The organism is Enterobacter sp. 198 (genome assembly GCF_009025585.1).
Taxonomy (GTDB): domain Bacteria; phylum Pseudomonadota; class Gammaproteobacteria; order Enterobacterales; family Enterobacteriaceae; genus Enterobacter; species Enterobacter ludwigii.
On the sequence record NZ_WCIM01000010.1, the window covers coordinates 239,847 to 259,645 of the forward strand.

The 19,799-nt window shown below is 54.8% G+C and carries 24 protein-coding genes and 1 pseudogene; 19 read left to right on the forward strand and 6 right to left on the reverse strand.

The genetic code is table 11. From position 1 onward, the window contains the following. The first annotated feature begins 263 nt into the window (after positions 1-263). From F8561_RS04145 to ruvX, 9 genes are all read left to right on the forward strand, one after another. On the forward strand, positions 264-446 hold the full coding sequence (locus F8561_RS04145; RefSeq protein WP_025203262.1) for a hypothetical protein: 183 nt from the start codon (positions 264-266) through the stop codon (positions 444-446). A gap of 147 nt (positions 447-593) precedes the next feature. Beyond that, positions 594-1,748 (forward strand): methionine adenosyltransferase, encoded by a 1,155-nt coding sequence (gene metK, locus F8561_RS04150; protein WP_014171559.1) that lies wholly within the window; start codon positions 594-596, stop codon positions 1,746-1,748. Between the two features lie 366 nt (positions 1,749-2,114). Then, positions 2,115-3,512 (forward strand): galactose/proton symporter, encoded by a 1,398-nt coding sequence (gene galP / locus F8561_RS04155; protein WP_014171560.1) that lies wholly within the window; start codon positions 2,115-2,117, stop codon positions 3,510-3,512. 58 nt (positions 3,513-3,570) lie between these two features. Then, a complete protein-coding gene (locus tag F8561_RS04160; protein WP_032670169.1) occupies positions 3,571-4,068 on the forward strand; it encodes a SprT family zinc-dependent metalloprotease in 498 nt (165 codons plus the stop codon). 94 nt (positions 4,069-4,162) lie between these two features. After that, positions 4,163-4,870 carry a deoxyribonuclease I gene (gene endA / locus F8561_RS04165; protein WP_020883698.1) on the forward strand — a complete coding sequence of 236 codons (708 nt, stop codon included), beginning with the start codon at positions 4,163-4,165 and terminating at the stop codon, positions 4,868-4,870. Positions 4,871-4,922: 52 nt separating this feature from the next. Beyond that, a complete protein-coding gene (rsmE, locus tag F8561_RS04170) occupies positions 4,923-5,654 on the forward strand; it encodes a 16S rRNA (uracil(1498)-N(3))-methyltransferase (protein ID WP_020883697.1) in 732 nt (243 codons plus the stop codon). 39 nt (positions 5,655-5,693) lie between these two features. Next, positions 5,694-6,641, forward strand: coding sequence for a glutathione synthase (gshB, locus tag F8561_RS04175; protein ID WP_020883696.1), 948 nt, complete (start codon positions 5,694-5,696; stop codon positions 6,639-6,641). An 86-nt stretch (positions 6,642-6,727) separates the two neighbouring features. Continuing rightward, complete coding sequence (locus F8561_RS04180; protein ID WP_020883695.1) at positions 6,728-7,288, forward strand: YqgE/AlgH family protein; 561 nt, start codon at positions 6,728-6,730, stop codon at positions 7,286-7,288. After that, a complete protein-coding gene (gene ruvX / locus F8561_RS04185) occupies positions 7,288-7,704 on the forward strand; it encodes a Holliday junction resolvase RuvX (RefSeq protein ID WP_014171567.1) in 417 nt (138 codons plus the stop codon). Before F8561_RS04180 ends, ruvX begins: the two co-directional genes overlap by 1 nt. Here the strand turns inward: ruvX and F8561_RS04190 are convergent. Beyond that, on the reverse strand, positions 7,670-8,695 hold the full coding sequence (locus F8561_RS04190; protein ID WP_032678947.1) for a type IV pilus twitching motility protein PilT: 1,026 nt from the start codon (positions 8,693-8,695) through the stop codon (positions 7,670-7,672). The genes ruvX and F8561_RS04190 overlap by 35 nt on opposite strands. Positions 8,696-8,712: 17 nt before the next feature. Here F8561_RS04190 and F8561_RS04195 point away from each other — a divergent pair, with 17 nt between their 5' ends. The 6 genes and pseudogenes from F8561_RS04195 (at position 8,713) to F8561_RS04220 (ending at position 12,442) form a co-directional block, all read left to right on the forward strand. After that, positions 8,713-9,414, forward strand: coding sequence for a YggS family pyridoxal phosphate-dependent enzyme (locus F8561_RS04195; protein ID WP_044865459.1), 702 nt, complete (start codon positions 8,713-8,715; stop codon positions 9,412-9,414). 21 nt (positions 9,415-9,435) lie between these two features. Next, the gene (locus F8561_RS04200; RefSeq protein WP_014171570.1) at positions 9,436-10,002 is read left to right on the forward strand and encodes a YggT family protein; all 567 of its coding nucleotides are present in this window, start codon (positions 9,436-9,438) and stop codon (positions 10,000-10,002) included. Further along, positions 9,999-10,295 (forward strand): DUF167 family protein YggU, encoded by a 297-nt coding sequence (yggU, locus tag F8561_RS04205; protein WP_014885193.1) that lies wholly within the window; start codon positions 9,999-10,001, stop codon positions 10,293-10,295. The genes F8561_RS04200 and yggU overlap by 4 nt, the downstream gene beginning before the upstream one ends. Before the next feature lie 3 nt (positions 10,296-10,298). Further along, positions 10,299-10,892: an XTP/dITP diphosphatase gene (locus F8561_RS04210; RefSeq protein WP_014171572.1), complete on the forward strand. Its 594-nt coding sequence runs from the start codon at positions 10,299-10,301 to the stop codon at positions 10,890-10,892. Then, positions 10,885-12,027 (forward strand): radical SAM family heme chaperone HemW, encoded by a 1,143-nt coding sequence (hemW, locus tag F8561_RS04215; RefSeq protein ID WP_014171573.1) that lies wholly within the window; start codon positions 10,885-10,887, stop codon positions 12,025-12,027. Before F8561_RS04210 ends, hemW begins: the two co-directional genes overlap by 8 nt. A 63-nt stretch (positions 12,028-12,090) precedes the next feature. Then, positions 12,091-12,442 (forward strand): annotated as a pseudogene (locus tag F8561_RS04220) (endonuclease domain-containing protein). Between the two features lie 61 nt (positions 12,443-12,503). On the opposite strand, the gene F8561_RS04225 reads toward F8561_RS04220, so the two are convergent. From F8561_RS04225 to trmB, 3 genes are read right to left on the reverse strand one after another with little or no spacing between them, the layout of a single operon-like run. Further along, a complete protein-coding gene (locus F8561_RS04225) occupies positions 12,504-13,220 on the reverse strand; it encodes a DUF2884 domain-containing protein (protein WP_020883689.1) in 717 nt (238 codons plus the stop codon). Between the two features lie 56 nt (positions 13,221-13,276). Next, positions 13,277-13,603: a YggL family protein gene (locus F8561_RS04230; RefSeq protein WP_020883688.1), complete on the reverse strand. Its 327-nt coding sequence runs from the start codon at positions 13,601-13,603 to the stop codon at positions 13,277-13,279. After that, positions 13,603-14,322 (reverse strand): tRNA (guanosine(46)-N7)-methyltransferase TrmB, encoded by a 720-nt coding sequence (trmB, locus tag F8561_RS04235; protein WP_151887177.1) that lies wholly within the window; start codon positions 14,320-14,322, stop codon positions 13,603-13,605. Before trmB ends, F8561_RS04230 begins: the two co-directional genes overlap by 1 nt. A 138-nt stretch (positions 14,323-14,460) precedes the next feature. On the opposite strand from trmB, the gene mutY reads away from it, so the two are divergent. The 4 genes from mutY (at position 14,461) to F8561_RS04255 (ending at position 18,452) form a co-directional block, all read left to right on the forward strand. Next, on the forward strand, positions 14,461-15,519 hold the full coding sequence (gene mutY, locus F8561_RS04240) for an A/G-specific adenine glycosylase (RefSeq protein WP_151887178.1): 1,059 nt from the start codon (positions 14,461-14,463) through the stop codon (positions 15,517-15,519). A 26-nt stretch (positions 15,520-15,545) separates the two neighbouring features. Next, a complete protein-coding gene (locus tag F8561_RS04245) occupies positions 15,546-15,818 on the forward strand; it encodes an oxidative damage protection protein (RefSeq protein WP_032678953.1) in 273 nt (90 codons plus the stop codon). Between the two features lie 56 nt (positions 15,819-15,874). Further along, on the forward strand, positions 15,875-16,951 hold the full coding sequence (gene mltC, locus F8561_RS04250; protein WP_025203253.1) for a membrane-bound lytic murein transglycosylase MltC: 1,077 nt from the start codon (positions 15,875-15,877) through the stop codon (positions 16,949-16,951). A gap of 244 nt (positions 16,952-17,195) precedes the next feature. Further along, the gene (locus tag F8561_RS04255) at positions 17,196-18,452 is read left to right on the forward strand and encodes a nucleoside permease (protein ID WP_020883685.1); all 1,257 of its coding nucleotides are present in this window, start codon (positions 17,196-17,198) and stop codon (positions 18,450-18,452) included. An 18-nt stretch (positions 18,453-18,470) separates the two neighbouring features. On the opposite strand, the gene citG is transcribed toward F8561_RS04255, so the two are convergent. After that, a complete protein-coding gene (gene citG / locus F8561_RS04260; protein ID WP_104440367.1) occupies positions 18,471-19,280 on the reverse strand; it encodes a triphosphoribosyl-dephospho-CoA synthase CitG in 810 nt (269 codons plus the stop codon). Next, entirely contained in the window at positions 19,258-19,797 is a 540-nt protein-coding gene (citX, locus tag F8561_RS04265) for a citrate lyase holo-[acyl-carrier protein] synthase (protein ID WP_151887186.1), read from the reverse strand. The genes citG and citX overlap by 23 nt, the downstream gene beginning before the upstream one ends. Between the last annotated feature and the right edge of the window lie 2 nt (positions 19,798-19,799).

The window sequence follows — 19,799 nt, forward strand, 5'->3', positions numbered from 1 at the left end:
TAACAAGAGCGCCCTTGTTCAGTTTTCACAAAGCGTGACCGGCCCTGGAATCCTGAGAAGCCCCGAGATGGGTATAACATCGGCAGGTTTGCAGATTAGAAATGCGGGTTGCGGGAATCAAATACGCGCCAGAACGGCTGCGCTGAATTAGCGGAAAACACTGGTTCATTATCTCGTATCACCTCCACGGCCGCTCCTGCTGAAACGGACCACAAGCCAAAGCTAAAAGTTCACTGCTTAACCCGGCTGGAAGTGGCGACACGATGAGTTCATCGAGCGCTTATTGGTATGAGCCGCGCGCCGCGTTTTATACCGAGAACAGGGGTAAATTGCAAAAGATAAATGCGCGGGTTGCCAGCGCCGTCAGGAAAAATTTCCAGCAGCGAATTCAACTCAGTGAGAGGTTAGTCAAAAAAAACTGGAAATCGGGCGAAGAACTGACCTAAAATAGCCATCCAGATGTTAATCCATCCATACTGATTAACACTCAGACTGCCAGTGTCATTAACCTGCAGGCCTTGGTAGAATTATCTCCTTTGGCTATTCCACACAGCAGCTTGAGCTAAACAAATTCCTTTTAGGTGAAATAAAACATGGCAAAACACCTGTTTACGTCCGAGTCCGTATCAGAAGGACATCCAGATAAAATTGCTGACCAAATCTCCGATGCGGTGCTTGATGCGATCCTGACGCAGGATCCAAAAGCGCGCGTCGCGTGTGAAACCTACGTCAAAACCGGCATGGTTCTGGTTGGCGGTGAGATCACCACCAGCGCATGGGTGGATATCGAAGAGATCACCCGTAACACGGTTCGTGAGATCGGTTATGTCCATTCTGATATGGGCTTTGATGCCAACTCTTGTGCGGTACTGAGCGCAATTGGCAAACAGTCTCCGGACATCAACCAGGGCGTTGACCGTGCCGATCCGCTGGAACAGGGCGCGGGCGACCAGGGCCTGATGTTTGGTTATGCAACCAACGAAACTGACGTGCTGATGCCAGCGCCCGTGACCTACGCACACCGTCTGGTGCAGCGTCAGGCTGAAGTGCGCAAGAATGGCACTCTGCCATGGCTGCGTCCTGATGCGAAAAGCCAGGTGACCTTCCAGTACGACGACGGCAAAATCGTCGGTATTGACGCGGTCGTTCTGTCTACTCAGCATTCCGAAGAGATCGACCAGAAATCCCTGCAGGAAGCAGTGATGGAAGAGATCATCAAGCCGGTTCTGCCAACTGAATGGCTGAGCTCCGCAACCAAATACTTCATCAACCCAACCGGACGCTTTGTTATCGGCGGCCCAATGGGTGACTGCGGTCTGACCGGCCGTAAAATCATCGTTGATACCTACGGCGGCATGGCGCGTCACGGTGGCGGTGCCTTCTCCGGTAAAGACCCGTCTAAAGTTGACCGTTCTGCTGCGTACGCTGCGCGTTATGTTGCGAAAAACATCGTTGCTGCTGGCCTGGCTGACCGCTGTGAGATTCAGGTTTCCTACGCTATCGGCGTGGCTGAACCGACCTCCATCATGGTTGAAACCTTTGGTACCGAGAAAGTGCCATCCGAGCAACTGACGCTGCTGGTGCGCGAGTTCTTCGACCTGCGCCCATACGGTCTGATTCAGATGCTGGATCTGCTGCACCCAATCTACAAAGAAACCGCTGCATACGGTCACTTTGGTCGTGAACATTTCCCATGGGAAAAAACCGACAAAGCCGCTCTGCTACGTGAAGCTGCCGGTCTGAAATAATCGACTGACAGCGAATGTTAAAAAGGCCAGCCCCGTGCTGGCCTTTTGCTTTTGTCAGCCAGAGAGCCTGACATTGCGCTTTGCGTGAAACCGATTACACCCCACCCGATATACCTCGCTTTCAGAATAATCTCTTTGCATGATCGCATGTCTTATGCTGTTACATTTCCTTTCAGTTAAGTCTGAAATTCATTCAAACGCGATGCACATCAACTAATTTACCTCTATATTTTCAAAGCTTTAATTTTATTTACGGTTGCACACCAGTGTAACCGATTACATCAATGTGATTTATCTCACATATTTATACGGGTTGCTCACTTACCCTTAACATCGATAAAACTGATAACCCAACTGGAGGGCATAATGCCTGACAATAAAAAACAGGGGCGTACGTCCAATAAGGCGATGACATTTTTCGTCTGCTTCCTCGCCGCCCTGGCAGGATTACTTTTTGGCCTGGACATTGGCGTGATTGCCGGTGCGTTACCCTTTATCACTGAAGAGTTCCAGATAAGCGCTCACACCCAGGAGTGGGTAGTAAGTTCCATGATGTTTGGTGCGGCCGTGGGTGCCGTGGGCAGCGGCTGGCTCTCTTTCAGGCTGGGCCGCAAAAAGAGCCTGATGATCGGTGCAATCCTGTTTGTTGCAGGTTCGCTCTTCTCAGCAGCGGCTCCAAACGTTGAGGTATTGCTGCTTTCTCGCGTGCTGCTTGGTCTGGCCGTGGGTGTGGCATCGTATACCGCCCCACTCTATCTCTCTGAAATCGCACCCGAGAAAATCCGTGGCAGTATGATTTCGATGTACCAGTTGATGATCACCATCGGCATCCTCGGAGCTTACCTTTCCGATACCGCGTTCAGCTACAGCGGCGCATGGCGCTGGATGCTTGGCGTGATCATTATCCCTGCCATTCTGCTGCTGATTGGCGTTTTCTTCCTGCCGGACAGCCCACGCTGGTTTGCAGCGAAGCGTCGTTTCGTCGATGCCGAGCGCGTGCTGCTGCGACTGCGCGATACCAGCGCGGAAGCCAAAAACGAACTGGAAGAGATCCGCGAGAGCCTGAAGGTAAAACAGTCAGGCTGGGCGCTGTTTAAAGAGAACAGCAACTTCCGTCGTGCGGTATTCCTGGGCGTGCTCCTGCAGGTAATGCAGCAGTTCACCGGGATGAACGTCATCATGTACTACGCACCAAAAATCTTTGAACTGGCGGGGTATACCAATACCACCGAGCAGATGTGGGGGACCGTCATCGTTGGGCTGACCAACGTTCTGGCGACCTTTATCGCTATCGGTCTGGTGGACCGCTGGGGCCGTAAGCCAACCCTGACGCTGGGCTTCCTGGTGATGGCCGCCGGTATGGGGGTTCTCGGCACGATGATGCACGTGGGGATTCACTCTCCAACCGCCCAGTATTTCGCTGTGGGGATGTTGCTGATGTTTATCGTCGGGTTTGCGATGAGCGCCGGTCCGCTGATTTGGGTGCTGTGCTCTGAAATCCAGCCGCTGAAAGGGCGTGATTTCGGTATCACCTGCTCCACCGCGACCAACTGGATTGCCAACATGATTGTCGGTGCGACGTTCCTGACCATGCTCAATACGCTGGGCAACGCGAACACCTTCTGGGTCTACTCCGGCCTGAACATCTTCTTTATTGTTCTGACGCTGTGGCTGGTTCCTGAAACCAAACACGTGTCACTGGAACATATTGAACGTAACCTGATGAAAGGTCGTCCACTGCGCGAGATTGGCGCACACGACTAATTCTCTGGCGGGAGGTGCCTCTTGCACCTCCCCGCTTCGCGCTTTATGCTCTGCCCCTATGAAAGCACCCCGTCTCCCCATCGCCCTTCAGCAAGCCGTTATGCGCAGCCTGCGGGAAAAACTCGCCCAGGCCAACCTGAAACTCGGCCGGAATTACCCTGAGCCGAAACTCGTCTACCAACAGCGTGGCACGGCGGCGGGTACGGCGTGGCTCGAATCCTATGAGATCCGTCTGAACCCGGTGCTGATGCTGGAAAATCAGCAGGCGTTTATTGAGGAAGTGGTGCCGCACGAGCTGGCGCACCTGCTGGTATGGAAACACTTTGGCCGCGTGGCACCCCACGGCAAAGAGTGGAAGTGGATGATGGAAGCCGTGCTGGGCGTTCCGGCACGCAGAACCCATCAGTTTGAACTTGAGTCGGTACGCCGCAATACCTTCCCCTACCGCTGCCAGTGTCAGCAGCATCAGCTTACCGTTCGCCGTCATAATCGCGTGGTGCGCGGCGAGGCCACCTACCGTTGCGTCAAATGTGGTGAACCGCTGGTCGCGGAATAACCAACTGAACTTTCAGGAACTTTCCTGATCTGACTGATTGCATACAGGAACAACATTCGTTACGTTGCGGGCTCGTTTTGACACGGAGTGTAAGATGTCCCGTAATTTTTCTCTCGCGGTCGCTTTTCTGGCGACAGCACTCTCCGGCCAGGCTCTGGCCGACGGTATTAACAGTTTCTCCCAGGCAAAAGCGGCGGGCGTGAAGGTCAACGCGGATGTTCCCGGTGATTTTTATTGCGGCTGTAAGATTAACTGGCAGGGTAAAAAAGGGATCGTTGATCTCGAATCCTGCGGCTATAAAGTGCGTAAGAATGAAAACCGCGCCAGCCGCATCGAGTGGGAACACGTGGTGCCGGCATGGCAGTTTGGTCACCAGCGTCAGTGCTGGCAGGATGGCGGTCGTAAAAATTGCGCCAAAGATCCGGTCTATCGCCAGATGGAAAGCGATATGCACAACCTGCAACCCGCGGTTGGCGAGGTGAATGGCGATCGCGGCAACTTTATGTACAGCCAGTGGAACGGCGGAGAGGGTCAGTACGGCCAGTGCGGCATGAAGGTTGATTTTAAAGAGAAAGTCGCTGAGCCCCCGGCCCGCGCGCGCGGCAGTATCGCCCGCACCTATTTCTATATGCGTGACCGTTACGACCTCAACCTTTCCCGCCAGCAGACGCAGCTGTTCAACGCATGGGACAAGCAATATCCGGTGACGGAATGGGAATGCCAGCGTGACGCGCGCATCGCGAAAGTTCAGGGTAATCACAACCCTTACGTCCAGCGGGCTTGCCAGGCGCAAAAGAGCTAACCTACACTAGCGGCAATTCGCTTACACCGCATGACATATGGAATTTCTGACTATGCGCATTCCTCGCATCTACCACCCTGAGCTGATTACCGTCGGCCGCGAAATTGCCCTCTCTGACGATGCCGCCAACCATGTTGGTCGCGTACTGCGCATGGGAGCAGGACAAGCTATTCAGCTGTTTGATGGTTCTAATCAGGTTTTCGACGCGGAAATTACGCGTGCTGATAAAAAAAGCGTGCATGTAACGATATTGCGCGGCGAAGTGGATGACCGTGAATCTCCGCTGCACATACACCTGGGACAGGTGATGTCGCGCGGAGAAAAGATGGAATTCACCATCCAGAAATCCATTGAACTGGGTGTAAGCCTCATTACGCCACTTTTTTCTGAGCGCTGTGGCGTTAAACTGGATGCGGAACGTCTGAATAAAAAGATCCAGCAGTGGCAGAAAATTGCCATTGCTGCCTGTGAACAGAGTGGCCGCAACCGTATTCCGGAGATCCGCCCGGCGATGGATCTGGAGGACTGGTGTGCTGAAGAGGAAAGCGGGCTGAAGCTCAATCTCCATCCACGCGCCAGCGCCAGCATCAATACGCTGCCGCTACCCGTTGAACGTGTTCGTCTGCTGATTGGTCCGGAAGGCGGCTTGTCCGCTGACGAAATTGCCATGACGGCGCGTTACCAGTTTACTGATATTCTGTTGGGACCTCGCGTTCTGCGTACTGAGACAACGGCACTCACAGCCATTACCGCGCTACAGGTGCGTTTTGGCGATCTGGGTTAACGCTAAGCCTGAGCCCTCAGGCTTTTAACGGAGATGAAAATGATCAAGCTCGGCATCGTGATGGATCCCATCGCAAACATTAACATCAAGAAAGATTCCAGCTTCGCGATGCTGCTGGAAGCGCAGCGTCGCGGCTATGAACTCCACTACATGGAGATGAACGATCTTTACCTGATCAACGGTGAAGCCCGCGCACGCACCCGCATCGTTAACGTCGAGCAGAATTACGACAAATGGTATGAATTCGGCACCGAGCAGGATATTGCCCTTGCCGACCTCAATGTCATTCTGATGCGTAAAGATCCTCCGTTCGACACCGAATACATTTACTGCACCTATATCCTTGAGCGCGCGGAAGAGAAAGGAACGCTGATCGTCAACAAACCGCAAAGCCTGCGCGACTGTAACGAGAAGCTCTATACCGCATGGTTCTCTGACCTGACGCCTGAAACGCTGGTGACCCGCAACAAGGCACAGCTGAAAGCGTTCTGGCAGAAACACGGCGACATCATCATGAAACCGCTGGACGGCATGGGTGGCGCATCTATTTTCCGCGTGAAAGAGAGCGACCCGAATATTGGGGTGATTGCCGAAACGCTGACCGAGCTGGGCACGCGTTACTGCATGGCACAAAACTACCTCCCGGCCATTAAAGATGGCGATAAACGCGTTCTGGTGGTGGATGGTGAACCGGTGCCGTATTGCCTCGCGCGTATCCCGCAGGGCGGCGAAACCCGCGGTAACCTGGCGGCCGGTGGCCGCGGTGAGCCGCGCCCGTTAAGTGAAAGCGACTGGGAAATTGCCCGCCGCGTTGGCCCGACACTGAAAGCCAAGGGCCTGATTTTTGTCGGCCTGGATATCATCGGCGATCGCCTGACCGAAGTGAACGTGACCAGCCCAACCTGTATTCGTGAAATCGAAGCGGAATTCCCGATTTCGATCACCGGAATGCTGATGGACGCCATCGAGAAACGTTTACAGAAATAACCTTTCAATACTATTAGTGACAGCACCCCGGTTTGTCCGCATACTGGGGCTGTCGCTTTTTAAACCAGGAAACAGTACCTCTGACAATGAATTTACAGCATCACTTTCTTATTGCCATGCCTGCTCTCCAGGATCCGATTTTTCGCCGCGCCGTGGTTTATATTTGTGAATACAATGAAGACGGCGCGATGGGCATTATCATCAACAAACCGCTGGAAAACCTGCAGGTTGAAGGGATTCTGGACAAGCTGAAAATTTCGGCTGAAGAGCGTCTGCCGGAAATCAGGCTTGATAAACCGGTGATGCTGGGCGGGCCACTCGCAGAGGATCGCGGTTTTATCCTGCATACGCCGCCGGTCTTCTCTTCCAGTATTCGCATCTCTGACAACACCGTCATTACGACCTCTCGCGACGTGCTCGAAACGCTGGGTACCGCTGAGCAGCCGTCGGAAGTGCTGGTGGCCCTGGGCTACTCCTCCTGGGAGAAAGGCCAGCTTGAGCAAGAGATCCTCGATAACGCCTGGCTGACCGCGCCTGCGGACATGAACATTCTGTTTAAAACCCCTATTGCCGATCGCTGGCGTGACGCCGCAAAACTGATCGGCATTGATATCCTGACTATGCCTGGCGTAGCGGGGCATGCCTGATGAGCGGAACACTTCTGGCCTTCGATTTTGGCACCAAAAGCATAGGCGTCGCCGTGGGTCAGCGAATCACGGGTACCGCACGCCCGCTCACGGCCCTGAAGGCCAGTGACGGCACACCGGACTGGAACCTCATCGAGCGCCTGCTAAAAGAGTGGCAGCCGGATGACGTCATCGTTGGGTTACCGCTGAACATGGATGGCACTGAACAACCGCTTACCGCCCGAGCGCGGAAGTTCGCCAATAAAATCCATGGCCGCTTTGGCGTCTCCGTGAAGCTCCACGACGAGCGTCTGAGCACCGTTGAAGCACGTGCAGGTCTTTTTGAACACGGCGGCTTCAGGGCTCTCAACAAAGGCAGCGTTGACTCCGCGTCCGCTGTCATCATTCTCGAAAGCTATTTCGAACAGGGTTATTGAGCGCCGGGGCCTGGAGTTGCCCCTGCGCCCGTCTTTCAGCCAGGCTCTGGTCAAAGTTCTGCATCCCCGCCTGCTGGCCGGTTTGAATAATACCGGGCAATTGCCACGTTTTTCCTTCGCGAATGAGATTCGCCGCCGCCGGAGTATTCACCAGCAGCTCATAAAGCGCCACGCGCCCGCCCTGCGCATCGGGGAGGAGCTTTTGCGCCAGCACCGCCCGCAGGCTGCCGGCCAGCTGATTACGCACCGGATCTTTCTCCTGCGCCGGAAACGTATCAACCAGCCGCTCAATCGCCTGCGCTGCCCCGCGAGTATGCAGTGTCGCGAGCACCAGATGTCCGGTTTCTGCCGCCGTCAGCGCGAGGCGGATTGTTTCACTGTCGCGCAGCTCACCCAGCAGTATGACATCAGGATCCTGGCGTAACGCCCCGCGCAGCGCGTCGGCAAATGACGGGCTGTGTTGGCCAATCTCGCGCTGCTGGATCAGGCAACGTTCGCTCTGGTACAGAAACTCCACCGGGTCTTCGAGCGTCAGAATATGCCCGTCAGTATGGTGATTAAGAAAATCTACCATCGCTGCCAGCGTAGTGGACTTACCGCTGCCGGTTGCCCCGGTGACCAGGATCAACCCGTTGTCACTGGATAACAGCTCAGGAACAACCCGGGGCACCCCCAACGCGGAGAGTTGCGGGCAGACCCCGGGCAACAGCCGCAGCGTCATAGAGACGCCGCTTGTCTGTTTAAACGCGCTTCCGCGCAGGCGCTGATTGCCCGCCAGGGTGACGGCAAAATCCACCTGCCCGTTCGCCCACCACGTTCCCTGCTGTTCGTCGTTAAGCCACGCTTTTAATAGCGTATCGACTTCGGGAGGCGGAAACGGCGCGGGTTCAAGACGACCTGATCTGCGCCAGCGCGGTGGCGAATCACTGCACAGGTGTAGATCGGAGACATTATGCTTTACACTAAGGGCCACAATTTCTTCCACATCCATACAATACTCCTCGGAAAATGAACGACATTGCGCACAACCTGGCACAGGTCCGGGACAAAATCTCAGCTGCAGCAACACGTTGCGGCCGTGCTTCAGAAGAAATTACGTTACTTGCAGTGAGTAAAACCAAGCCTGCGAGCGCCATCGCAGATGCGATTGAGGCGGGTCAGCATGCGTTTGGTGAAAACTACGTGCAGGAGGGCGTGGATAAAATTCGCTTCTTCCAGGAACAGGGGAAGACGGATCTGCAATGGCACTTTATTGGCCCCTTGCAGTCGAACAAAAGCCGTCTGGTCGCTGAACATTTCGACTGGTGCCATACCATTGACCGTTTGCGTATTGCTTCGCGCCTGAACGACCAGCGCCCTGAAGCGTTACCGCCGCTGAATGTGCTGATTCAGGTCAACATCAGTGACGAAAACAGCAAGTCCGGTATTGCGCTGGAAGAACTGGATGCGCTGGCAGCAGACGTCGCGGCACTGCCGCGCTTAACCCTGCGCGGGTTGATGGCCATCCCGGCACCGGAGTCAAGTTATGAAAGGCAGTTTGCCGTGGCACAGCAAATGGCTGTAGCATTTGAGGCGCTTAAAGCGCGCTATCAAACGGTAGACACGCTTTCTCTGGGCATGTCGGATGATATGGAAGCCGCCATCGCGGCAGGCAGCACTATGGTGCGCATCGGCACGGCAATTTTCGGTGCGCGCGATTACACCCAATAATAAGGAAACCTGAGGAACGCCATGAAGACGTTGACTTTCCTGCTTTCAACGGTCATTGAGCTGTATACGATGGCGCTGTTACTGCGCGTCTGGATGCAGTGGGCCCGCTGTGATTTTTACAATCCGTTCTCGCAGTTTGTCGTGAAAATCACGCAACCTATCGTAGGACCGCTGCGTCGCGTCATTCCGGCGATGGGCCCCATTGACAGTGCTTCTCTGCTGGTCGCGTTTATTCTGAGCGTTATCAAAGCGATTGTGCTGTTTATGGTTATCACCTTCCAGCCGATAATCTGGATTGCCGCCGTACTGATCCTGATAAAAACCGTCGGTCTGCTGATCTTCTGGGTGCTGCTGGTCATGGCGATCATGAGCTGGGTAAGCCAGGGCCGTAGCCCGGTGGAGTACGCGTTAATTCAGCTGGCTGAGCCGCTGCTGCGTCCAATCCGTAACCTGCTTCCGTCGATGGGCGGCATCGATTTCTCTCCGATGATCCTGGTTCTGCTGCTGTACGTCGTGAATATGGGGATCGCTGAGCTGTTACAGTCCACGGGCGATATGCTGCTGCCGGGGCTGTGGATGGCGCTATGAGTGCAGTGAGCACTTGCGCTGACGGGCTGGTTTTACGGCTGTATATTCAGCCGAAAGCCAGCCGTGACAGTATTGTTGGACTGCATGGCGACGAGCTAAAAGTCGCCATCACTGCCCCACCGGTTGATGGCCAGGCGAATGCGCATCTGACCAAATATCTGGCAAAACAGTTTCGTGTCGCCAAAAGCCAGGTAATCATCGAGAAAGGTGAACTTGGGCGGCATAAACAGGTAAAAATTCTCAACCCGCAATCTATCCCGACGGAAGTCGCGGCGCTGACAGAGCAGGATTAAACCATGCAGAAAGTTGTTCTCGCTACCGGTAACGCCGGTAAAGTGCGCGAGCTGGCCTCGCTATTAAATGATTTTGGACTGGATGTTGTTGCACAGACCGAACTGGGTGTGGATTCCGCCGAAGAGACAGGGCTGACGTTTATCGAAAACGCGATCCTGAAAGCGCGCCATGCCGCACAGATTACCGGTTTGCCCGCGATTGCCGACGACTCCGGTCTGGCGGTAGATGCCCTTGGCGGTGCGCCGGGTATCTACTCCGCACGCTATTCAGGCGTCGATGCCACCGACCAGCAGAATCTGGAAAAGCTGCTTGTCGCGCTGAAAGACGTGCCAGATGATAAACGCCAGGCTCAGTTCCACTGCGTACTGGTCTATCTGCGTCATGCCGAAGACCCTACGCCAGTCGTCTGCCACGGCAGCTGGCCGGGTGTGATTACCCGTGAAGCGGCAGGCAGTGGTGGCTTTGGCTACGACCCGATTTTCTTTGTCCCGTCTGAGGGCAAAACCGCTGCGGAACTGTCCCGCGAAGAGAAAAGCGCGATTTCCCACCGTGGACGCGCCCTGAAACTGTTACTGGAAGCACTGCGTAATGGCTAATTTGCCGCCTCTGAGTCTTTATATTCACATCCCGTGGTGCGTGCAGAAATGCCCGTACTGCGATTTCAACTCGCACGCGCTGAAAGGTGAAGTGCCGCATGATGACTACGTTGCGCATCTGCTGGCCGACCTGGATGCCGATGTACCTTACGCACAGGGACGTGAAGTTAAGACCATTTTCATTGGTGGCGGTACGCCGAGCCTGCTTTCTGGCCCGGCGATGCAAACGCTGCTGGACGGCGTGCGTGCGCGCCTGAACCTGGCCGCGGATGCTGAAATAACAATGGAAGCCAACCCCGGCACCGTTGAAGCCGACCGTTTTGTCGATTATCAACGTGCAGGCGTGAACCGCATCTCGATCGGTGTCCAGAGCTTTAGCGAGCCGAAGCTGAAACGTCTGGGACGCATTCACGGCCCGGAAGAGGCAAAGCGCGCGGCAAACCTGGCCACTGGCTTAGGTCTGCGCAGCTTTAACCTGGATTTGATGCACGGTCTGCCGGACCAGTCGCTGGAGGAAGCGCTGGACGATCTGCGTCAGGCGATCGCGCTTAACCCACCGCATCTCTCATGGTATCAGCTGACTATTGAGCCAAACACGCTGTTTGGTTCCCGTCCGCCGGTGCTGCCGGATGATGACGCCCTGTGGGATATCTTTGAGCAAGGTCATCAGCTTTTGACCGCGGCAGGTTATCAGCAATACGAAACCTCCGCATACGCGAAGCCGGGTTACCAGTGTCAGCACAACCTGAACTACTGGCGCTTTGGTGATTATCTGGGGATTGGCTGTGGCGCACACGGTAAAGTGACCTTCCCTGACGGGCGCATCCTGCGTACCGCCAAAACGCGTCATCCGCGTGGTTACATGGAAGGCCGCTACCTTGAACGTCAGCATGATGTTGAGGCGGCGGATAAACCGTTTGAGTTCTTTATGAACCGCTTCCGCTTGCTGGAACCCGCACCACGTGCGGAGTTTGCGCGTTATACCGGATTGCCGGAAGCCACGATTCGTCCGCAGATTGACGAGGCGCTGGCGCAGGGATATCTCACCGAGTGTGAGGATTACTGGCAGATCACCGAGCACGGCAAACTGTTTTTAAACTCCCTGCTTGAGTTGTTCCTCGCAGAAGATTCCTGAAGGCTGATTCAGGATTTTGCACCCCATTCTGCCGGCTGAGGGAAAGGCTGGCAGAGTGTGGGGATGGATATTACTCGAACTTATGCAAAACAGCTCAGACGGGAGCTGACAAAAGAAGAAAGACGGCTTTGGTATCTACTGCGCAGCCGCCGTTTCGAAAATTATAAATTTCGTCGACAACATCCTGTAGATCACTACATTCTGGATTTCGCCTGCTGTGCGGCTCATCTGGCTATTGAACTGGATGGCGGGCAAAATGATGAAAAAGGAATACGATCGTCAAAGAACGTGCTGGCTTAACGAGAAAGGCTGGTATGTCATTCGATTTTGGAACAACGAACTCTGGAATAACGAAGAAGCGGTGTTAGAAAAGATCCTTGAAACACTGCAACCCTTACCCCGGCCCTCTCTCTAAAAAGGAGAGGGAGCAAACCATCCCCTCGCCCCTTTGGGGAGAGGGTTAGGGTGAGGGGAAATTACTTCAGCGTCCCCACCAGCGCCTTACGGCTATCTTCCAGCGACACCACGCGCTTACAGACGTCTTTGCCGAACTGCTGGAAATCGTCTTCCTGGTTCTTCCACTCGTTCTGAATCGAAGTCTGCAGCCCACCCAGGCTACCGAGCACGCCCTGCAGTGGGTTACCGCCGCCTTTCAGCACCGCTTTAGCCCCCATCTCGTTAATGCTGTCCTGCAGGATGCCACCCATTGCCTGGTTCACCAGCTGCTGACCGTCGGCACGAACCTGATCGATTGCCTTGTAATGGAACGTCAGGCCGTCGGAGCGATGCTCAATAATGCGGTTCATCTGCTCTTTCAGCTGTTTGTCGAGCTTCGTCAGGCGGGTGCGCATGTTACTGCTCTCGCCCACCTCTTTGGTGATGATCTTATCCAGCGCGACGCGGCTCTTCTCTACGCGCGTCAGGGCACCTTCATCAATCCACGGCAGCGCGGTACGCAAATCGGCCTGGTAGTCTTTCGCCTGCTCACGCTGAGCGGGGGTCAGGTTGTACTGTTTACCGTTAAATGTGACGTTCCCGTCCGGCGTAATTACCAGATGACCGTTCTCGCCTTTGACCTGCACGGTTTGCGGGCTTAACACCACGTCATCACGCGGGGTGACGCTACATTTATACTCCGCATGAGCGGTGAATCCGGTTGCCATTAAGGCAACAGCCAGCAACGTTTTGCGCATCTTAAACACTCCCTCAGACAAAATGGGCCAGCTAATGCTGGCCCCTTACTGCTTAATTAGTCCCACCAAACATCAAAAAGTTCGCTGACGCGGACATCTTCCAGTTTGTGGTCTTCAAGCCATTTGCGTACAAGCGCCTGATGTTCTTCGGTGCATTTACCGACTTCCTGGGTGCAGATCAGACCTTCCCATGCCAGGTAACCGCTACCATCAAAGGCCAGCTTGTTTGGCTCGATCACTTCATTAATGAACGCATCTACGTCCTGATCGATCTGGTCTACGCTGGTGCCTTCCGGGAAACGCCACGCAACGGAGAAGCCCACTTCCTGGAATTCTTCGATGTGCATTTTTTTACGCAGACGACGGCTACGATTCTTTGCCATTATTTCACCCTCTCGAACATTAAGTCCCATACGCCGTGACCAAGACGATGGCCACGCTGTTCAAATTTTGTCACCGGACGTGAATCCGGACGCGGTACATAGTCGTTGCTTGCAGACTGGTTTTTATACCCGTCCAGAGACGACATGACTTCCAGCATATGTTCCGCATAAGGTTCCCAGTCGGTCGCCATATGGAAGACACCGCCCAATTTCAGCTTACTTTTTACCAGCTCAGCAAACGGCGCCTGAACGATACGGCGTTTATTATGCCGTGCTTTGTGCCACGGGTCAGGGAAAAAGAGCTGAACCATGGTCAAAGAATTGTCAGGAATCATTTTGTGCAGCACTTCAACCGCGTCGTGACACATAACGCGCAGGTTCTCAACGCCCTCTTCATGAGCCGTTGCCAGACATGCGCCTACGCCTGGTGAGTGCACCTCAATGCCGATGAAATTTTGCTCCGGGCGCGCGTGGGCCATGGTAACCAGTGAAGACCCCATACCGAAGCCAATCTCCAGTGTTACCGGCGCGTCGCGACCAAACAGCTCGGTAAAGTCCAGAGGCTGCTCGCTGAACTCAACGCCCATCACCGGCCAGTAGTTGTCCAGCGCATGTTGCTGCCCTTTGGTCAGGCGACCCTGACGGCGGACAAAGCTGCGAATACGGCGCAGCGGGCGACCGTTTTCATCAAATTCCGGTGAAATGACGTCGTTTTTCATAAAAGAGTTGTCTGCTTGTGAGAATGTTCGGGAAACGGGCATTATCCAAAGTTAAGGCTTCTATGCAAGCATGGGAAAGATCCGGTTTACAGCAGATTGACGCTGTGCTGCAATCGGCGTCCCTGATTATGCGAATCGATGACCATGCAAGCCTCTCAATTTTCAGCCCAGGTGCTGGACTGGTACGACAAATACGGGCGTAAAACCCTGCCCTGGCAAATTGAAAAAACGCCTTACAAAGTATGGCTCTCCGAAGTGATGTTGCAACAAACGCAGGTCGCCACGGTGATTCCTTACTTCGAGCGCTTTATGGCACGTTTCCCAACGGTGACCGACCTGGCCAATGCGCCATTAGACGAGGTGCTGCATTTGTGGACCGGTCTCGGTTACTACGCCCGTGCGCGCAATTTGCATAAAGCCGCGCAGCAGGTGGCGACCCGACACCACGGCACATTTCCGGAAACCTTCGATGAAGTGGCTGATTTGCCCGGCGTCGGACGTTCAACCGCTGGCGCAATCCTCTCCCTGTCTTTAGGCAAGCATTTCCCGATCCTCGACGGCAACGTGAAGCGCGTCCTCGCACGATGCTATGCCGTTGACGGCTGGCCGGGAAAAAAAGAGGTCGAAAAACGGCTGTGGGAGATCAGCGAAGCGGTTACCCCGGCAAAAGGCGTGGAGCGCTTTAACCAGGCGATGATGGACCTGGGGGCCATGGTCTGCACGCGATCAAAACCGAAATGCGAACTTTGCCCGGTCAATAATCTCTGCGTGGCTTATGCGAACCATTCATGGGCGCAGTATCCGGGCAAAAAGCCAAAGCAGACGCTGCCAGAGCGCACCGGCTACATGCTGTTGATGCAGCATGGCGATGGCGTCTTTCTGGCGCAGCGGCCGCCGAGCGGCTTGTGGGGTGGTCTATACTGCTTCCCACAGTTTGAAGATGAAGAATTGTTACGGGAATGGCTTAAACAGCGCGGCATCACTGCCGATAACCTGACGCAGCTGACCGCGTTTCGTCATACCTTTAGCCATTTCCATCTGGATATTGTACCGATGTGGCTTCCCGTGTCCTCAATCACCGCCTGCATGGATGAAGGAACGGCTCTCTGGTATAACTTAGCGCAACCGCCATCAGTCGGGCTGGCGGCTCCCGTGGAGCGCCTGTTACAGCAATTACGTGCCGGTGCAATGGTTTAGCATCAGCCACCAACAGAGGAATGAGTATGGCCAGAACTATTTTTTGTACTTTCCTGCAGCGTGACGCTGAAGGCCAGGATTTCCAGCTTTATCCGGGCGAACTGGGTAAGCGCATCTATAACGAAATTTCCAAAGAAGCCTGGGGACAGTGGCAGAAAAAACAGACCATGCTGATCAACGAGAAGAAACTCAGCATGATGAACCCGGAGCACCGCAAACTGCTTGAACAGGAGATGGTGAACTTCCTGTTCGAAGGCAAAGACGTCCACATCGAAGGCTATACGCCGCCGGAACAATAACAGCGTGCGGGGGCAACTCCGCCGTACAAGCAAACACAACACGCACTCCCGGAATGATGAAAAAATTTTTAGCGCTAGCCCTTGTTGCGCCGTTGCTTGTCTCTTGTTCTTCCAAAAAAGGCGATGATTACAACGAAGCCTGGATAAAGGACACCAACGGTTTTGACATTTTGATGGGGCAGTTTGCCCATAACATCGAAAATATATGGGGATTTAACGAAGTTCTTATTGCCGGACCTAAGGACTACGTTAAGTACACCGACGCCTATCAGACCCGTAGCCACATCAACTTTGATGAGGGGACTATTACGGTTGAAACCATCGCAGGCACCGAACCTGCCGCACGGTTACGTCAGGCGATCGTGAAAACCTTGCTGATGGGTGACGATCCAGGCTCAATCGATCTCTACTCCGACGCCGATGACATCACCATCTCCAAAGAACCGTTCCTGTACGGCCAGGTTGTCGATCAGACCGGACAGGCCATTCGCTGGGAAGGGCGTGCCACAAAATTTGCCGATTATCTGCTGCAGACGCGCCTGAAAAGCCGCTCTAACGGCCTGAAGATCATCTACAGCGTCACCATCAACCTCGTGCCGAACCACCTCGACAAACGTGCGCATAAGTACATTGGCATGGTGCGTCAGGCCTCGCGTAAGTACGGCGTGGATGAGTCGCTGATCCTGGCGATCATGCAGACCGAATCGTCGTTTAATCCGTACGCGGTAAGCCGTTCCGACGCGCTGGGACTGATGCAGGTCGTGCAGCACAGCGCAGGTAAAGACGTCTTCCGCGCTCAGGGTAAATCCGGTACGCCGAGCCGCAGTTATCTGTTCGATCCACAAAGCAACATTGATACCGGCACCGCCTACCTGGCGATGCTCAACAATGTCTACCTGGGTGGAATTGATAACCCGACATCACGTCGCTATGCGGTGATCACCGCGTATAACGGCGGTGCGGGCAGCGTCCTGCGCGTCTTCTCGAGTGACAAAGTGCAGGCGGCGAATATCATCAACAGTATGGCGCCGGGGGATGTCTATTCCACGCTTACCACCCGACACCCGTCTGCGGAATCGCGTCGTTATCTGTATAAAGTGAACACGGCGCAAAAAAACTACCGTCGACGCTAAACCCTTTACCCTGCCCTCTTCCTGTGGGAGAGGGCCAGGGTGAGGGCATCAGACCGCTCCCTCCCCGCCCCACCCATACGAAAATGTTATTTGCATCACAATCCAAACTGCAAATTAATGTGGATTGCATTTTTTTGCGGGAGGTAACAAAACATAACCTCGCCTGCTGATAGAATTGCATCAAATAACAACCCTGAATGTTCCTATAACAACATATCTCCCGCTCACTTGTGAGGAAAGTAACATGAACCTTAAACTGCAGCTTAAAATATTGTCGTTTCTGCAGTTCTGCCTGTGGGGTAGCTGGCTGACTACACTCGGCTCCTATATGTTTGTGACGCTCAAGTTCGATGGTGCGTCTATCGGTGCCGTCTACAGCTCGCTCGGCATTGCGGCTGTCTTTATGCCAACGCTGCTGGGTATCGTGGCGGATAAATGGTTAAGTGCGAAATGGCTGTACATGCTTTGCCATCTGGTGGGTGCGGGGACGCTGTTTATGGCAGCCCAGGTCACCACGCCGGGGGCGATGTTCATGGTGATCCTGTTTAACTCGCTGGCCTACATGCCAACGCTTGGCCTGATCAACACCATCTCCTACTACCGCCTGAAATCTGCCGGTATGGAAATCGTCACCGATTTCCCGCCAATCCGTATCTGGGGCACCATCGGCTTTATCATGGCAATGTGGGGCGTGAGCTTCGCAGGCTTCGAACTGAGCCATATGCAGCTCTACATCGGGGCGGCACTCTCCGTGGTGCTGGCGCTGTTCACCCTGACCCTGCCGCATATTCCGGTGTCTAACCAGCAGAAAAACCAGAGCTGGAGCACCATGCTCGGTCTGGACGCCTTTGCGCTGTTTAAAAACAAACGTATGGCGATCTTCTTTATCTTCTCCATGCTGCTGGGTGCGGAACTGCAGATCACCAACATGTTCGGCAACACCTTCCTGCACAGCTTCGACAATAACCCGCTGTTCTCTGGCAGCTTTATCGTTGAACATGCGTCAGTGATGATGTCCATCTCTCAGATCTCTGAGACGCTGTTCATCCTGACCATCCCGTTCTTCCTGAGCCGCTACGGCATCAAGAACGTCATGCTGATCAGTATCGCTGCATGGATGTTGCGCTTCGGTCTGTTTGCCTACGGCGATCCAAGCCCGTTCGGTACCGTGCTGCTGGTTCTGTCGATGATTGTTTACGGCTGCGCCTTCGACTTCTTCAACATCTCTGGTTCGGTGTTTGTGGAAAAAGAGGTGAAACCTGAAATCCGCGCCAGTGCTCAGGGTATGTTCCTGATGATGACCAACGGCTTCGGCTGTATTCTGGGCGGTGTGGTGAGCGGTAAAGTGGTTGAGATGTACACCACTAACGGCATCACCAACTGGCAGCCCGTGTGGCTTATCTTCGCCGCGTACTCGTTGGTACTGTTCTTCGCGTTTATCGCACTGTTCAAGTACAAGCACGTACGCGAACCGCACGCTGCGCAGCCTATCGCGCATTAATGATGATCCCCTCTCCTTTCAGGAGAGGGGTAATTTCGCCAGCACCCATCCTACCGACAATAAATCCGCACTGCCCCCCGGGCTTAAATTCCGTTCAATGAGCGCATTGTCCATCTGTATTAATGCATCACGATCCCAGCCACGCGTCAGTAATGCCCGCGCATAACCCTGCACATAGCGCAGCCCTTCCATACCGCCGCGCGACACCAGGTTACTGTCCTGATTCATCGCCATCAGGCGCAGCAGCAGGTCATGCAGCGCGTGCCCGTTCCATTGCGCCAGCGCTGCACGCACCGTAGCAAAACCGCTTTCCGCTTCGCCCCGCGCGCCGGTTAACCCATACCGCTGAAACTGCCGCTCCCCTGCCGTCGCCTGTCCACTGCGCGCTGCCAGCTCACGCGCTACCAGCCCGCGACAGAGGTGACTCACCTCACTACAGAGGCTCTCAGCCGTGGCGTGTTTCACACGTCCGGCGGCAAAGCACAGCAAACCGAGGGCAAAAATGCCGCCTTTATGCGTATTCACCCCGCACGTTGCAGCGTACATTGCCTGTTCACAGGCAATGCCCATCGGGCGAATGATCCGTATTTGTTCCGCCGCGGGTTTATCCGCATGGGTATGACCCAGCTCTGCAAAGCGCGCAAACCACGGGGTGATAGCCGCAATACTGCGGGCAAACAGCGCATGGTCCATATCGCGGTGTGCACCGTTGTTGAGCTTATCCACCAGACCCGGCTTTGGCGTCAACGCCAGCTCCTGCCATAACGCCTCTTCGGCGAGCCCTGGCACATCGCATGGCTGCGGGTTAGTCGCGAGCAAACCAGTCATCGATCATCTTCTCCACGCGAGCCACCACCTGCTCTACAGGATGCTTACGCGAACGGGAACAGGCGTGGGCAGGCTCATCACATACCAGACAGCGCCGGAGGTGTGACCCTAAAGACTGGCGCCCCACATGCCCCTGTACCGGGCAGATCACATCCAAATCCCACAGCCTGCCGAGCGGGTGAGTCTGCTCCAGATCCGTACAGTGCGCTTTGATTTCCGCCGCCGGATGCGCCACGCACCAGATTGCTTCTGGCCCGGTGGGCAGCCACAGCACCTGGCGGTCCAGCACCTGCCAGCGGTTTTCCCACAGCAGCTGGTCGCACATCTGCAATGCCACGCCCATCGTATTGCGATAGCGCAGGCTGTCTTTGATCTCCCCGGGGGTGACGAGCGTGAGAGAAATCACCGGTTGTTGATAGTGCGTGAGCCAGTCAGTCTGGCGTGCTGCACGGCGCTCTTTCGCCACCAGCAGCTCCTCCAGGCTGACACCCGCCCGCACGGGTGTCGCTACAGTCATCA